General features: G+C 47.2%; 12 protein-coding genes. 9 read left to right on the top strand and 3 right to left on the bottom strand.

Annotated elements, in window-relative coordinates:
• Positions 1-6 precede the first annotated feature (6 nt).
• Positions 7-2,232, bottom strand: a complete 2,226-nt coding sequence (gene priA, locus MHM94_RS16900) for a primosomal protein N' (protein ID WP_268838180.1) — start codon at positions 2,230-2,232, stop codon at positions 7-9.
• 224 nt (positions 2,233-2,456) lie between these two features.
• On the opposite strand from priA, the gene rpmE reads away from it, so the two are divergent.
• Both rpmE and MHM94_RS16890 read left to right on the top strand, forming a co-directional pair.
• Positions 2,457-2,672, top strand: a complete 216-nt coding sequence (rpmE, locus tag MHM94_RS16895) for a 50S ribosomal protein L31 (protein WP_081604468.1) — start codon at positions 2,457-2,459, stop codon at positions 2,670-2,672.
• A gap of 465 nt (positions 2,673-3,137) precedes the next feature.
• On the top strand, positions 3,138-4,382 hold the full coding sequence (locus MHM94_RS16890; RefSeq protein ID WP_022946655.1) for a malic enzyme-like NAD(P)-binding protein: 1,245 nt from the start codon (positions 3,138-3,140) through the stop codon (positions 4,380-4,382).
• A 191-nt stretch (positions 4,383-4,573) separates the two neighbouring features.
• On the opposite strand, the gene metJ is transcribed toward MHM94_RS16890, so the two are convergent.
• Positions 4,574-4,894 (bottom strand): met regulon transcriptional regulator MetJ, encoded by a 321-nt coding sequence (gene metJ, locus MHM94_RS16885; RefSeq protein WP_235419190.1) that lies wholly within the window; start codon positions 4,892-4,894, stop codon positions 4,574-4,576.
• A gap of 179 nt (positions 4,895-5,073) precedes the next feature.
• Here metJ and metB point away from each other — a divergent pair, with 179 nt between their 5' ends.
• Both metB and metL read left to right on the top strand, forming a co-directional pair.
• Positions 5,074-6,234, top strand: coding sequence for a cystathionine gamma-synthase (gene metB, locus MHM94_RS16880; RefSeq protein ID WP_235419191.1), 1,161 nt, complete (start codon positions 5,074-5,076; stop codon positions 6,232-6,234).
• A 9-nt stretch (positions 6,235-6,243) separates the two neighbouring features.
• Complete coding sequence (gene metL, locus MHM94_RS16875; RefSeq protein WP_235419192.1) at positions 6,244-8,589, top strand: bifunctional aspartate kinase/homoserine dehydrogenase II; 2,346 nt, start codon at positions 6,244-6,246, stop codon at positions 8,587-8,589.
• Positions 8,590-8,640: 51 nt separating this feature from the next.
• Here metL and MHM94_RS16870 read toward each other — a convergent pair whose 3' ends face one another.
• The gene (locus MHM94_RS16870; RefSeq protein WP_235419193.1) at positions 8,641-11,202 is read right to left on the bottom strand and encodes a PBP1A family penicillin-binding protein; all 2,562 of its coding nucleotides are present in this window, start codon (positions 11,200-11,202) and stop codon (positions 8,641-8,643) included.
• Between the two features lie 134 nt (positions 11,203-11,336).
• Here MHM94_RS16870 and MHM94_RS16865 point away from each other — a divergent pair, with 134 nt between their 5' ends.
• The 5 genes from MHM94_RS16865 to MHM94_RS16845 are packed head-to-tail and all read left to right on the top strand — an operon-like array spanning position 11,337 to position 16,179.
• Entirely contained in the window at positions 11,337-12,416 is a 1,080-nt protein-coding gene (locus MHM94_RS16865) for a pilus assembly protein PilM (protein WP_022946666.1), read from the top strand.
• Positions 12,404-12,970 (top strand): PilN domain-containing protein, encoded by a 567-nt coding sequence (locus tag MHM94_RS16860; RefSeq protein WP_022946665.1) that lies wholly within the window; start codon positions 12,404-12,406, stop codon positions 12,968-12,970. The genes MHM94_RS16865 and MHM94_RS16860 overlap by 13 nt, the downstream gene beginning before the upstream one ends.
• Positions 12,967-13,566, top strand: coding sequence for a type 4a pilus biogenesis protein PilO (pilO, locus tag MHM94_RS16855; protein ID WP_045980430.1), 600 nt, complete (start codon positions 12,967-12,969; stop codon positions 13,564-13,566). The genes MHM94_RS16860 and pilO overlap by 4 nt, the downstream gene beginning before the upstream one ends.
• The gene (locus tag MHM94_RS16850; RefSeq protein ID WP_022946663.1) at positions 13,566-14,102 is read left to right on the top strand and encodes a pilus assembly protein PilP; all 537 of its coding nucleotides are present in this window, start codon (positions 13,566-13,568) and stop codon (positions 14,100-14,102) included. The genes pilO and MHM94_RS16850 overlap by 1 nt, the downstream gene beginning before the upstream one ends.
• Positions 14,086-16,179, top strand: coding sequence for a type IV pilus secretin PilQ family protein (locus MHM94_RS16845; RefSeq protein ID WP_022946662.1), 2,094 nt, complete (start codon positions 14,086-14,088; stop codon positions 16,177-16,179). The genes MHM94_RS16850 and MHM94_RS16845 overlap by 17 nt, the downstream gene beginning before the upstream one ends.
• The last annotated feature ends 6 nt before the right edge of the window (positions 16,180-16,185 follow it).

Genomic DNA, 16,185 nt, shown 5'->3' with positions numbered 1-16,185 from the left:
TTCTCTTTACATCATGTCTATGGGATCAACGTCCAAATTCCAGCGTACTTTTTGTGCCAGCTTATTACTACCGAGGTAGTTCATTAGTTGCGCCAAAAAGCCGTGTAGCGCGCCTCTATCTTGCCCTTGAATATGCAATTGATAACGGTATTTGCCAGCGACTCGTTCGAGCGGTGCGGGAATCGGACCCAGCAATTGTATCTTAGGCACGGGGGCTGCGGGAACTAAATCCGATAAAAAGCGCAACAGTAGCGATAAATCATGCGCTTCCGCCCTTAGCAGGGCTAAGTGCGAAAACGGTGGCATTTCTGTTTCATGGCGCTCTTGCAAAGCATAACGGGCAAAGTGTTGGTAACCATTGTTGACTAAATCTTGCAATAGTGGGTGCTCTGGGAAGTGAGTTTGCAGTAACACGGTGCCTGGTTCGCCACTGCGCCCTGCGCGTCCTGCTACTTGAGTCACTAGTTGTGCTAAGTGTTCGGTGGCACGGAAATCACATGAGTATAACCCGGCGTCGACATCAAGAATAATGACTAGGCTGACATCGGCAAAGTGGTGGCCTTTGGCTAGCATTTGTGTGCCCACCAATAAGCGTGCGCCGCCGCGATTGATGGCAGCCAGTTCTTCCTCCAAACTGCCTTTACGTCGTGTTGAATCTCGGTCGATACGGCTGATGGGTGTGTTGGGAAATTGCTCGCTTAGTGCTTCTTGCAATTGCTCGGTGCCCAGCCCCACCGGGTTTATTTGTGTGCTACCACAATCCGGGCATTGCATGGGCGGTGCACTTTGCTCGCCACAATGATGGCACACCAAACGACGCATGGCCTTGTGGTAGGTCGCGCTGGTGCTACAACGCGAGCAGTCGCTGAGCCAGCCGCACTCATGGCAAATGAGCGAAGGGGAAAAGCCGCGACGGTTCAAAAACACCATCACTTGCTTTTGTCTCGCCAGCTCACGCTTGATATAGGCAAGGGCGCTATGGCTGAGTCCAGCCTCAAGGTGCTGACCTTTAATGTCTATGAGTTCAAATTGATTGTCACTGCTGGTTTGTGCCCGTTGAGTGAGACTGAGCAATTGGTACTTATCGGACAATGCACGGTTGAGTGTTTCCAGGGCAGGGGTTGCGCTGCCTAGAACTAAGGGAATGTTTTGCTGTTGCGCACGGTAAGCGGCCAAATCACGGGCGTGATAGCGTAGGGTGTCTTGCTGTTTGAATGAGGCGTCATGCTCCTCATCAACAATAATCATGCCTAAGCGTAAAAACGGCATAAAAATCGCCGAACGTGTGCCGATCACTATGGCACAGCTACCTTTTTGGCAGAACCGCCAGGTTTGCAAACGCTCATTATCTGTCAACGCTGAGTGCCAGAGCATTATTGGCGTATTGGGGAAGCGGCGGCGAAAGCGGTTTACCGTCTGTGGTGTTAGGCCTATTTCAGGGACCAAGACTAAGGCTTGTTTGCCTTGTTGCAAGACCTCCTCTAAGCACTGCAGATACACCTCGGTTTTGCCGCTGCCTGTGACCCCCTCAAGTAAAAAAGCGGCAAAGCCAGGGGATTGGTTAATGGCAGTGCAGGCGATGGCTTGCTCGCTGTTTAACCTTGGTTTGTTGGCCACCTGCAATGGCTGCTCGCGCCATTGACTATCAAATTCAACTGCTTGGGTTATTAGTTTTTTATTAATGAGGGCATCAATGGTGGCTTTGGAGTAGCCCAGAGCTTTAATTTCCGTGGTGGGCGATTTCCCTGATTCAGCCAGCTGCTTAAGCAAGGCTTGTTGCTTTTTCGCCCGCAGTGTCGGCTGCTGTTGCCCTTGCTCGGTGAGTTGCAGGTAATTAATGCTGGTTTTATCAATATCGGCGCCTTCACGCAGCGCTTTTGGCAAAGCGGTAAAGACGGTTTCACCTAATGGATAATGATAATAGCGAGCAGTAAATTGCAATAATTGTAGGTGACTGTCATCAATAATGGCTGTGCTATCGAGCACGGCTTTAACGGCTTTGACTTTATCTTCCGGCATCTCTGTGCTGGCTTTTACCTTTAATACCATACCGGTCAGGACACGCGAACCAAAAGGAACACTGACCCTCACCCCTACAGTCACGGCACGAGAGCACAACTCGGTGGGTAATAAATAGTCGAAGCTACGGTGTAAGGGCACCTTAAGTGCTACTTCAACGTAGCACGGGGTCGCGTTGCTACTGTGGCTGTTGGAATCGCGAGATGATGGCAACAAAAATCAGGCCCCAAGAACTAGAATATAGCGCTAATGTACTAAATTCATGGCGCAGTGAATAGCCGCAATTAAAGCTTGAACATTAATCAGGAGTCAAATAAAATACGCGGCCTTAAGGGTGCTGAGCGGGTTATATCCATGCTTTGGCACATTGAAACTAACGCGTATGGTGCCAAACTTCGGGTTTGGAGAGCGATACGGCCTATTTAGAGGTAACCCCCATGAAAGAAGGTATCCACCCTAAGTACGAAGCAATCAACGCAACGTGCTCTTGTGGCAACAAATTCCAGACAAGCTCTACCCTGTGTAAAGACATTCACCTAGACGTATGTTCAGAGTGTCACCCTTTCTACACTGGTAAGCAAAAGATCCTTGATACAGGTGGTCGTGTTGATCGCTTCAATAAGCGCTTCGGTGCGCTTAGCAGCAAGAAGTAATCTTTGCTTGTCGAGAAAAGCACCTTCGGGTGCTTTTTTTGTGTCTATGATTTTTATCCATCCCCATTATTCATACTAGCCATTTCACCTTAAGCTCTAGCTCATTTAAAATGACAAAAAAGCACAATAATGACGCTAAAGTTCACTAAAATTCACTTACTTTGTTATTAGCGAACAATAAGATTCGTTATCCGGTCGGTATTCTTTTTAGTTATATTAAGTTATTCGGATATAGCATTATGCATGGCTTTAGGTGGTTTTTTATGCATGCATAAGTCCCTATAGTGCATGGAATATCAAAATTTACACATAAAGCTTTAGATAATGTGCATGAATTTGGGCTTAAAACCCTTTAATTTCGTACAACAGGATAGACCTGATATTGCTTGAATATATTTAGAAAAGCGGTATGGTTTGCCTTAACTAGCTGAACTCTCACATACATTTCTAGCAGGATACTCGTTCATGTCTGACTTTCGTGAAAAAGCCCTCGATTACCACGCTAACCCCGTTCCAGGAAAAATTAGCATTGAACTCACCAAAAGCGCCGAGACCGTTAACGATCTCGCTTTAGCCTACAGCCCAGGTGTTGCAGAGCCGGTGCGTGAAATCGCTGCCGATGCTAACAATGCTTATAAATACACGGCCAAAGGCAATATGGTTGCTGTGATCTCTAATGGCAGTGCCATTTTAGGGTTGGGTAACTTAGGGCCGTTAGCGTCTAAGCCGGTCATGGAAGGCAAGGCACTACTGTTTAAGCGTTTTGCTAATCTTGATTCCATCGATATCGAGGTGAAGCATCGCACCACGGAAGACTTTATTAACACTGTAGAAAATATTGCCGATACCTTTGGCGGTATTAACCTCGAAGATATTAAAGCCCCAGAATGCTTCGAAATCGAGCAAGCGCTCATTGAACGCTGTAATGTGCCAGTATTTCATGATGATCAACACGGTACTGCTATCGTCACGGCCGCAGGCATGCTAAACGCTTTAGAAATTCAAGGTAAAGATATTCGTGATGCCTTGATCGTGTGTTTGGGGGCTGGCGCAGCGGCAGTTGCATGTATGGAGCTGCTTATTAAGTGTGGCGCTCAGCGCGAGCATATTTACATGCTTGACCGTAAAGGGGTGATCCACACGCGTCGTGATGACTTAAATGAATATAAGCAATTATTTGCTAACAACACCGATAAGCGCACCTTGCAAGACGTTATTGCTGATGCCGATGTGTTCGTTGGTGTTTCTGGCCCAGATTTGCTCTCAGCTGAAGACCTTAAATTGATGGCCGACAAGCCGGTCATTTTTGCCTGTTCTAACCCAGACCCAGAAATTAAGCCGGATGTGGCACACAGTGCGCGCAAAGACTTAATTATGGCCACTGGGCGCTCTGACTACCCGAACCAAGTGAATAACGTACTGTGTTTCCCATTTATTTTCCGTGGTGCACTGGACGTGCGTGCCACCGCTATCAATGATGAGATGAAAATTGCCGCTGTAGAGGCTATTCGCAGTATCGCCAAGGAACCAGTACCTGAGTCAGTGTTAACGGCATCTGGAGTGAGCGAATTAGAGTTTGGCGCGCAATACATTATCCCCAAGCCCATGGATCCACGATTATTGCCACGCGTAGCGAAAGCCGTGGCGCAGGCGGCTGTGGACTCAGGTGTTGCGCAAATTGATATGCCAGCGAATTATATGGCTGAGTAATCACTTTACTATTCAGCGCTAGAAAAAGAAAACCCAAGCTTAGTGCTTGGGTTTTTTTATGGCTTGCAAAGAGTAATAGCTTCACTAACCGCTTCTCATACAGGCCGACTTGCGACATATATGAACAACACTAAGCTAGCTCCTGCAATGAGGTCTAATGCTCAGGGGTTAGTTAAACTTGCTTGTCTTTGTTAGTCGTCTCCGATAACAGGCACTTCCACACCCATTTCTTCCATAATTTTTCTCACCTCTTCCGGTACCTTCTCCGGATTATCTTTTCGGAGATCTTCGTCATTTGGCAGCGGTTGACCAGTAAAGGCATGCAGAAATGCTTCACACAGCAACTCACTGTTGGTGGCGTGACGAAGATTATTCACCTGGCGGCGAGTACGTTCATCGGTTAATACTTTTAAAACATTGAGCGGGATGGAAACGGTAATTTTCTTTACCTGTTGGGCTTTTTTTCCATGCTCCGCATAAGGGTGAATGTATTCACCATTCCACTTGGCCATAATTTGCGTCTTATTTTTGGTCACTTAGGCATCAATAAGGGCGAAATTTTATCGCGTTGGTAAGGATAGTCAAATATTCATAAATTAGCTATTTAGACGTATAAATGTTTTGACTTCTAAATTGTGTTAATTTAACCTTTTGGACGTCTAAACATCCATTTTCTTGATTGGGGGCAAATATGTCACAACTAAAAAAAGACACCATCGCCGTGCGCCATGGTATTGATGCTGATAAGCACCATGGTGCGGTGGTGCCACCCATTCATTTATCGACCACCTATTCCTTTGCCGATTTTGATAGCAAACGCGAATATGATTATGGTCGTAGTGGTAATCCCAATCGGGATATTTTGGCGCAGACCTTAGCGCAACTAGAAGGGGGAGAGCACGGAATTATCACCGCGACAGGTATGGCCGCAGTGCATCTAGTGACGCAGCTACTGACACCCAATGACACCCTAGTGATCCCCCATGATTGTTATGGCGGCAGTTATCGCTTATTTACCTCTTTAGCTAAGCGGGGGTTGCTCAAGGTCGAGGTTATCGATTTCACTCAATCAAACTGTTACCAACGCTTAGTGGCCGCCAAACCCAAACTGGTGTGGATTGAAACGCCCAGTAATCCCATTTTGCGACTTACGGATATCCGCGCAGTGTGCGATGCCGCGCAGAGCATCGGTGCGCTGGTTGCAGCCGACAACACGTTTTTATCTCCCGCCTTACAGAACCCGTTGTTATTGGGTTGTGATGTGGTGGTGCACTCGACCACTAAATATATCAATGGTCACTCCGATGTGGTCGGTGGTGCGGTGATCACCAAAACCAAAGAGTTGGGTGAAGAGCTGGCATGGTGGGCTAATAATATTGGCATTACCGGCGCCGCTTTCGACAGCTATCTCACCCTGCGTGGTTTGCGTACCTTGAAAGTGCGCCTTAAGCAGCATGAAGAAAATGCCTTGGCGATTGCTCAATACCTTGAACAGCACCCTAGTGTGCAGTCTGTTTACTATCCAGGGTTGAGTTCGCACCCACAACACGACCTGGCGAAGGCGCAGCAACAGGGCTTTGGCGGTATGGTGAGCTTTGATATTAAAGGTCAGCTGCAAGACAGTGCAAAATTCCTCACTTCAGTAACGCAGTTTACCTTAGCGGAATCGTTGGGCGGGGTGGAAAGCCTTATTTGTCACCCGGCGACCATGACTCATGCGGGCATGGATAAAGCCGCACGACTTGAGGCTGGGGTCGGCGACACGCTTATCCGGGTTTCTGTAGGTATTGAAGATAAGCAAGATCTTATCGATGACTTAGATGCCGCTTTTAACGCGTTAGCAAGCAAATAAGAGGATACTATGACTCAGGTTGTACATAAGTTTGGTGGTTCGAGTCTCAGCAACGCGGCGCGTTACCATGCGGTCGCCAATATTATTATCGGCAACAGCCAACTCGGTGACGTGGTGGTGGTCTCTGCGGCGGGCAAAACCACGGATACGCTAGTGAAGTTGTGGCAGGCCTACCAACAGCACGATAGCCATGGCTATCATGATGTCTTGCAGTTGCTACGCACCCATCAGCATGAGCTTATTGATGAGCTATTAGCAGCGCACCAGGCACACGCTCTGCAATCACAGCTTAATAGTGAGCTTCAGCGCATAGCTGAGCAATTGCAGACAAACACCTTAGATGAGGCGTCCTTATTAGCCCATGGTGAACTGTGGTCGGCCCGCTTGCTGGCGACCTATTTGCAGCAGTTAGGCTATGCTGCGCAAGATCTTGATGCGCGGCAGCTACTGTGTGTGCACCAAGGGCAACTACTGCATTTGGACAATGAAAAGCTCTGCGAGCGCTATATTGCCAGGGATAAAATCAACGTTGTAACGGGGTTTATTGCCGCCGATAGCAACCAGCAAACAGTCACCTTGGGACGCAATGGCAGTGACTACAGCGCCACCTTATTGGCCCGTTATGTAAACGCCAAACAAGTTTGTATATGGACCGACACGCAGGGGGTTTTCAGCACCGACCCACGCAAAGTAGCCGATGCCTTAAAGTATCAAAAAATTTGTCGTGGCCAAGCCAACCGCCTTGCCCAGTTAGGTAATCCGGTATTGCATGCGAAAACGCTGTCGCCTTTGCAAGGTAGCGCCATCAAGCTATCGGTGCGCAGCTCCTATGACAGCGATGCCAGTGGCACCGAGATTGTCCGCGAAGGTTACTGTAAGCATAAACGTTTTTTGACCACCATAGAGGGCGTTGACCTATATCGTGTGTCGAGCCTTAAAGTGGATGAACTGGCAACCTTAAGCCAGCTTATACAGCACACCATAGGCCACTTTCAGCAGCAGGGGGTAGACTTTTTGATTGTACCCAGCGCCCATAGCACTCTGATCTCCCGTGAGCTGGGAGAGCGTGGACAACTCGTTGAGTCAAACCTCAATGGGTGCGCCTTAGTCAGCCCAAACCAGTATACTCAGCAAGGCTACCAAGAAATGCTGGCATGCTTAGAGCAACTTAACTTAACTATCCGCTTTAGCCACTGCGATCAAGACTATGCCTTGGTACTGACCGATCAAATCATTGATGCCGATAGTTTAGGCAAGGTACATCGCACTTTAATTGGTGCACACCAGCAAATTGCCGTGATTGTCGCCGGCCTTGGAAATGTGGGCAGTGTGTTTTTACAACAGTTTACGCAGCAGTTAGCGCGTTTAGAGCAGCACTTTGAGGTAAAACTGGTTGGTCTACTGCGAAGTCGCAGCATGTTATTTGACCCCTGTGGGTTAGACCCGCAGAACTGGCAAGGTCAATGGTTAGAACAAGCGGTTCCCTATCAAAGCGAGCAGTTGTGCGAACGCCTCAATGAGCTTGATTACGAACACAAGGTGGCCATTGATATAACCGCCAGTGAGTCATTCAGTGGTCTATACCCTGATTTTGTGCGAGCTAACTGTCATTTGATCAGTGCCAACAAGTATGCCGGAACAGCGCCACATAGTTGGTATCAGTCGTTACGTAACGAGCTGGCAGAGCGCAATCTCAAATGGCGTTATAACACCAGTGTTGGTGCTGGGCTACCCATTAACTTTGCATTAGCCGATTTGCAGCGCAGTGGCGATGAGATCACCCGTATTCAAGGTGTGTTTTCTGGGACGCTATCATGGCTATGCAGTCACTATGATGGCAGCCAAGCTTTTTCTGAGCTGCTTTTTGCGGCGCAAAAGTTAGGCTTTACCGAGCCCGATCCGCGTGAAGATTTATCCGGCCGAGATGTACAACGTAAGCTGTTGATCCTCGCACGCGAGTTGGGTTTGCAGTTGGACATTGACGATATTGAGCTAAGCCCGCTGATGCCAGAGTCTTTAGCACAAGGGAGCTGGCAAGATTTTCTGGATAACATTGCCTTACTTGATGACTTTGTTGGCACCCACGCACAGCAGGCGCAAAAAGAGCAAAAGGTACTGAGGTACAACGCTGACTTACGCATTGTTGATGGCAAGGTAAAAGCCCAAGTGGGTCTTGTTGCAGTGGCACAATCCAACCCATTAGCGGGATTAAGTCCGGGCGACAATATCTTTGTCATCAACAGTCGCTGGTATGCGCAGAATGCCTTGGTTATTCAAGGCCCAGGTGCAGGGAAAGAGGTCACCGCTGCAGGTGTCCACTCAGATCTCTACTGGCTTATTGAGAGTCTTAGTTAATGCGGTAACAGGGTAATAAAAAAGCCAAGCATCATTGCTTGGCTTTTTTATTTAGAAGAGTTCGTCTTCAGTGGGCAGCTCAGGTTCATCCTGCCCTTGAGTTTCGAAGATCACCGGCGGCGCTTTTTCCACATACTTAGTGGGGGCGGTCCCTTTTATAAAGTATTCAAAGCGGCTGGTGTGGTCGTTTTGATGACTCAATAATCCTGATTTTAAATCAATTCGTACTGATTCCAGTCCTTCGGGTGGCTCGATAGGGGCCGCAGGCTCCTCTTCAAGGGCCACACGCATGTAATCAATCCAAGCCGGTTGCGCTGTTTTCGCGCCAGACTCGGCACCAAAGGTTTGTCCTTTCCCTAAGTTATTGTTGTAACTGGTGCGCCCTAGCGGATTACCTGGGTTATCGAAGCCAACCCACACTGTGGTCATAACATTGGCGTTAAAGCCACTAAACCAGGTATCGACCGAGTTGTTAGTGGTGCCGGTTTTACCTGATAAATCACGGCGCTTTAACCGCGTCGCGCGCCAGCCAGTGCCATTCCAGCCGGTGCCATGCTTCCAGCTGCCACCGCCCCAAATTGCACTGGTCATCGCATCGGCAATTAAGAAGGCATTCTGTTTAGAAATAACCCGAGGTGCGCATTGCGGTAACTGGGTATCAGTAGTCTCTGTGCTGTTAGTGTTGTTGGGGTTACTCTCACTGGCGCCGCTGGGCTCAAGCATTGCCAGCTCTGCAAACATTTCATTACTGCGCTTTTGCTCTTCAGAGCAGGCCTTATAGGGGCGAGCTTGCATTAGCACTTCGCCTTCGGCGCTTTGTATTTCGGTAATAAAGTAAGGCTCAACTAAATGCCCACCATTTGCAAAAGCGCTCATACCGCGAGCTAATTCTAAAGGTGTTAATGAAGCACTCCCCAGCGCCAGGGTTTCATTGCGCGGGATATCTTCATCATGAAAGCCAAACTTGAGTAAGTGTTCAGCGGCAGGGTCTACACCGACGCCGCGCAGCAACCTGACTGAAACCACGTTTTTTGACTGCGCTAAGGCACGTCTAACACGGATCGGGCCGACATATTTAGCTGGGCTATTCTTGGGTCGCCAAGCAACACCTTGGCTTTTATCCCAGTGGTTTATCGGCGCATCGTTAATAATGGTTGCTAAGGAGTAACCGTGCTCTAACGCCGCTGAGTAAATGAAGGGCTTGATGTTAGAGCCAACTTGGCGCTTTGCTTGAACCGCTCGATTGTACTGGCTTTGTTCAAAGCTGTAGCCACCGACAATCGCCTTTATGCGGCCGTCTTTAGGGTCAATAGAGACCAGTGCACTGGATGCTTCGGGAACTTGCGCTAACAGCGGGCGGCCGTCATTGTCGAAACGATACCAAATCTGTGCACCTGCAGAGAGGATATCGGCCGCACTCTTCGGAGCGTAACTTTGGCGAGACTGAGTAATAAATTTGCGCGCCCATTTTAATCCGTCCCACTCTATGGTGAACCGTTCGCCTAATTCATTAAGTACTTCAACGGATTGTTCGTCCACACTCATCACCACTGCACCATGTAAGTCGGCGAGTGGGTTAAGGCCCTGTAAGTGGGCAATTAATTGTGGTTCGTCAAGAGGAGCTTCAGTTTCGTTATCCCATAGTACGGCCTCGGGGCCGCGATAACCATGGCGCATATCGTAAGCATATAGATTATCACGCAATGCTTGCTGAGCAGCTTGCTGCACTTTTGACTCTACCGAGGTGTAGACTCGCATACCTGAATTATAGGCTTGCTCCTCGCCATACTGAGCAACCAACTCGGCGCGCACCATCTCAGAAATATAAGGTGCATAAAGCTCTATCTCGGCGCCGTGGAAACGGGCGGTAATTGGTTTGTTAGTTGCCTCATCAAACTCAGCCTGAGTGATGTAGCCCTCATCTAACATCCGGCCTAACACCACGTTACGACGATTTTTAGCACGCTCAGGGTTGCGGATAGGGTTAAGTGCAGAAGGCGCCTTAGGTAGGCCCGCAATCATAGCCATTTGCGCTAAATCAAGCTCTTGTAGAGGCTTTCCATAGTACACTTGTGCTGCAGCACCGATGCCAAAGGCACGATTACCAAGCTCAATTTTGTTGAGATAGAGCTCGAAGATTTCGTCTTTGGTTAATAATTGCTCAATATGCAATGCGATAAATATTTCTTTCACTTTTCGGATGTATGCTTTTTCCCGAGTAAGAAAGAAGTTTCGTGCCAGCTGCATGGTGATGGTACTTGCGCCTTGGCGCTTTTCACCGGTCGAGATAAGAACGATTGCACTACGGACAATACCGATAGGGTCGATACCGTAGTGATCGTAGAAACGATTATCTTCAGTGGCCAGGAATGCATTCAGCATAGGCTGAGGTACTTCGCTGATTTTTACGGGAATTCGCCGTTTTTCACCAAACTGGTTGATAAGTTTTCCATCTCGGGTAAATACTTGCATTGGAGTCTGCAATTTTACGTCCTTTAGCACCGCCACACTGGGGATGTCAGATCTGACGTAAAGGTACAGCCCAGCTAGTACGATGCAGCCCAAGAGGACACATATGCAAAGGATTTGTAAAAATTTTTTGAATATTTTCACGGATATTTCCCTGTTTGGACTCCCAATTGAGCGAAGAGATTGGTAGTATATCTTGATTGAATAGTGAATAAAATTTTTTCATCGATAATTTATAAGTCTATTATAATTATAAAAAAAGGTTTCACGTTGCTCTTATGTTAAATCGACTTCTTAAAAAGTCTGTGCCTGCTATGGTCGGTATAGATATTGGCTCGCACTCTGTAAAAGCGGTGTTATTAACACAGCATGAGCAGGGTTATCGCCTTGATGCTGTTGCTATAGAGCCCATGCCTAAAGGGGCTATGGCCGAGCGTAACATTCAAGACATTGAGGCGATTGGACGAGTTATTGCAAAACTTAGACGGCGCATTCCAAAGTCTGTTAGCCATGCCATTGTTGCAGTTTCTGGTCAAACAGTGATCACTAAGATGATCTACATGGATGTGTCTCTGAGTGACTCTGAACTAGAGTCACAAATCGAAATTGAGGCTGACAGCTTAATTCCTTATCCACTTGATGAGGTCAGTATCGACTTTGAAAAGTTGGAAATAAATGAAGCTGATCCATCCAAGGTTAATGTTTTACTCTCTGCTGCGCGCACCGAGAGTGTTGAAGCTCGTTCCGGCGCCGTTGAGGCCGGTGGCTTTGATACCAAGGTGGTTGATGTTGAAACGTACGCGTTATCACGTAGCTTGGATGTGAGCTATGCTGCACTACCAGAAGATGCGAAAGATAAAGTTGTGGCGCTTGTGGATATCGGCGCGGTGATGACGCTAGTGAGTGTGGTGCAAAAGGGTGAAACCATCTACACCCGGGACCAGGTCTTCGGTGGCGAGCAGTACACTAACACTATTGTCTCCTACTACAATAAAAACTTTGACGAAGCTGAGCGCGCCAAGTGCACCAGCGATTTGCCGCCAAACTACACGTTTGAGGTACTTGCGCCGTTCCAGACCTCATTGCTACAGCAAGTGCGTCGAGCCGTGCAAATGTTCCTTACGACCAGCGGGAAAGACCAAGTGGATTACATTGTTCTCTCTGGTGGAACGGCAATGATCGAAGGATTAGATAGACTATTAATCGACGAGTTAGGGATCCACACTGTTGTCGTTGACCCATTTGCGAGCATGGAGATTGGTTCCAAAGTGGACCAAGAGCTAATGCAAAAGCATAAGGCACAGTTCGCTGTTGCTGCGGGTCTTGCATTGAGGAGTTTCTCAGCATGCCACATATAAATTTATTGCCCTGGCGTGAGGCCGCGCGTAAAGAAGCACAACAACGTTTTGTAACTATTTTAGTTGTTGTCTTAGTTGCCGCTTTTGCGTCAATGTTTGCTTTAAGTTCATTCTACAGCGCACTCAAAGATGGGCAGAACGTTCGTAACAACTTCCTGAGCCGGGAAATTCAGATCTTAGATAGGCGCATCGCAGAAATTCGTGAGCTAGATAAGAAGAAAGAAAGCTTGCAACAGCGCATGCGTCTAATTGAAGAGCTGCAAAGTAACCGAAACCTCGGTACCCAAATAATGGATGAAGTGGCGAAAATTGTACCTTCAGGTGTTTACTTCACGACCTTAGAGCGTCGCGGCGATGCGATTCAAGTAACGGGTAAAAGTGAGTCAAACAACCGTTTATCGACTATGATCCGTCAGGTAGAGAGTTCATACCTGCTTGAAAATGCCTCATTGCAAGGCATTGTAGCCGGTGAAGAGCAGTCACGATTACTTAGCGATTTCAATATGCAATTCAATGTGAAGTCTTTCGATGAAATTGGCGAGGCACAAGAATGAGTATAGATCTTAAATCCCTCAACGATATCGATTGGAATGAGCTGGAACTAGATAATATCGGGGATTGGCCGGTAGCCGTAAAAGCAATTGTTTGTGTGATTGCTGCAGCGTTGGTGTTGTTTTTCAGCTATAAACTATTGGTTGCTGACGAAATAACCTCTTACGAGCAAGCTCAGCAAAAAGAGTCTGAGTTACGCAGCACTTACCGTACCAAGTACGCAGTGGCAAGTAGATTAGAAATCTACAAGCAACAAATGCAGGAAATGGAAGAAAAGTTCTCGCAGTTGTTGAAGAAGCTACCAACGTCGAACGAAACCCCAGGGTTACTTGATGACCTTTCTTATGTAGGGACAACAAGTGGCCTGACCTTCGTAAAAATAGGTTGGCTTCCCGAGATTAAGAAAGAGTTCTACACCGAGCTTCCGATCAAAATCGAAGTAGAGGGAAGTTATCACGAGTTTGGCGAGTTTGTTGGCAAAGTGGCTCAGCTACCTCGTATTATCAGCTTGCACGACTTTGAAATTGAAGCGACGGGTGATGACCAGCTGGTATTCAGTGTGGTTGCTAAAACTTATCGCTATGAGGGGGCAGAATAATGAAAAAACTCCTCACAATTACCACCGTGGCGGTGTTATTGAGCGGTTGTTTTGATGATACAACCGAACAACGCGAATTTATTAACCGGGTAAAAGCCAGCACTCAACCTAATGTTGAGCCTATCCCCGAAGTCGCGCAGTTTGAACACTTTGCGTATGATGCTTCGAGCTTGCGTAGCCCGTTTGTGGCACCGCGCCCGGAAGTTATTCAAGATAAATTGATACAAGTGCAAAACTGTTTGCACCCCGATCCACAGCGTAAAAAGGAACCGCTGGAGCGTTATCCATTGGATAACTTATCAATGAAGGGAACTTTAGGCTCAGGTGAGCAAACGTGGGCGTTAGTTAAAGCGTCGGATGCAACATTGCACCGTGTATCACGCGGCAACTATGTTGGCTTGTATCACGGTAAAGTGACACAAGTACGCAGTAACTATATAGAATTATTAGAGTTAATCCCTGATGGAGCAGGATGTTGGAAAGAACGCCTGACCAAGCTAGAGATGTTGGAGGCAGGCGATGATTCCAGTTCATAAAAATCAAGGTAAAAGCACAATGCAAAAACACGGATTCAATATGAATCGTATTTACTCTTTGGTACTCGCTTTTGCGACCCTATTTATGTCGAGTTTTGCGACCGCAGTGCCGCTGTTGTACGACGTTCGCTATAACCCTTTGCTGGAAGGTGAAACTGAGATCGAGTTCGTTTTTGACGAAGAGATCTACATCGAACCGCAGATTCAGGTATTCAGTGAGCCAGCGCGAATTGAACTGTTTTTTGACGAAGCCGATTACGAACAGAGCCTTGAAGAGGTCTTAATCAATAAGGCGGGTGTTGAAAAAGTCACCAGTGAGTTCGTAAACGACGGCTTTAAAGTGACGGTTTATCTTGATCACTTAAAGATTTATCAAACCCGTATCGACAAAAACCTGTTCTACTTGCACGTTTCTGACAACCCTACGCAAGATGCTGCACAAACAATTGCAGAAGAAGATGAAGGCACAAGCTACATCAACCGTATTCAAGCGTTAGATTTTCGTCGTGGCGAGAAAGGCGAAGCTCGGGTGCTGGTATTCTTGCAAGAGAATATGGCGGCTATCGACGTAAGAGAGCAAGCGGGTAAGATTGTTGTTGAATTCCATAATACGGACATTATCGATGATCTGTTGTATCAACTCGATGTTATGGACTTTGGTACTGTCGTGAGCATGATTGAAACCTTCAAAGATGGTTCCAACAGTCGTATCGTTATCGATACCACAGATGCCTTTGATTACAACTATCAGCAGCTAGACAACATCTTTACTATCACTGTTGAAAAAGATGAGTCGAAGCGTAGCTTCTTGGGCAATGGTAAAGAATACCAAGGCCGCCCAATGTCTTTGAACTTCCAGGACATCTCAATTCGAGCAGTATTGCAAATCATCGCTGACTATAACGGCTTTAACCTTGTTGTTAGTGACTCAGTAGCAGGTAACATTACTCTTCGTTTAGATGGTGTACCTTGGGACCAAGCGTTAGACATTGTGCTGCGAGTTAAAGGCTTAGATAAGCGTATGGATGGTTCCATTTTAATGGTTGCACCGACCGAAGAACTTGCAGCGCGAGAAGCAAAAGAGCTTAAAGCCAAACAGCAAGTTGAAGACTTGGAGCCGCTTTACAGTGAGTATATTCAGCTTAACTATGCTAAGGCGCAGACCTTTGCAGACCTACTGAAAACGGATGTAAACAGCATTATTTCTCAGCGTGGTAGTGTGTCTGTTGATGAACGTACCAATACGTTGCTTATCAAAGATACGGCGAAGAGTATTGAAAACGTGCGTCGTATGATTGAAAACCTCGATGTGCCAGTTAAGCAGGTTGTGATTGAGTCACGCATGGTCACTGTTCGTGACAATGTTCAAGAAGACTTAGGTATTCGTTGGGGTTTCAGTGACCAGCAAGACAGTGACGGTATTTCTGGTAATCTTGATGGTGCCAATGCTATTGCTAACGGTCAGCGCCCAAGTATTGGCGACCGTTTAAATGTTAACTTGCCTATCGCTAACCCTGCGGGAAGCATTGGTATGCATGTAGCGAAATTAGCTGATGGTACTTTAATTGACCTCGAGCTTACAGCGCTAGAGCAAGAGAACAAAGGTGAAATCATTGCTAGCCCGCGAATCACAACGGCTAACCAGAAAAAGGCACGAATTGAACAAGGTACGGAAATTCCTTATGTTCAGGCCGCCTCAAGTGGTGCCACTACCGTAACCTTCAAAAAAGCGGTGTTGAGCTTAGAGGTGACGCCTCATATCACGCCAGATAACAAAGTGATTCTCGATCTTGCTATTACCCAGGATACACGAGGCGACACCGTAGACACACCAACTGGCCCTGCGACAGCAATCGATACACAACGTATTGAGACGCAGGTGTTAGTAGAAAATGGTCAAACAGTGGTGCTTGGTGGTATTTACCAGCAGCAAATTATTAACTCTGCCAGTAAAGTACCTTTGTTGGGTGACATTCCTTACCTAGGTTACTTATTCCGCTCAACCAGTGAGCGTAATGAGAAACGAGAGCTACTTATCTTTGTTACTCCGAAGATCATGGTAGAAGACTCGATTTAAGCACGA

Source organism: Pseudoalteromonas sp. CNAT2-18.1, from assembly GCF_022347865.1.
Taxonomy (GTDB): Bacteria; Pseudomonadota; Gammaproteobacteria; order Enterobacterales; family Alteromonadaceae; genus Pseudoalteromonas; species Pseudoalteromonas ruthenica.
This window is presented reverse-complemented; position numbering and strand designations above follow the sequence as displayed.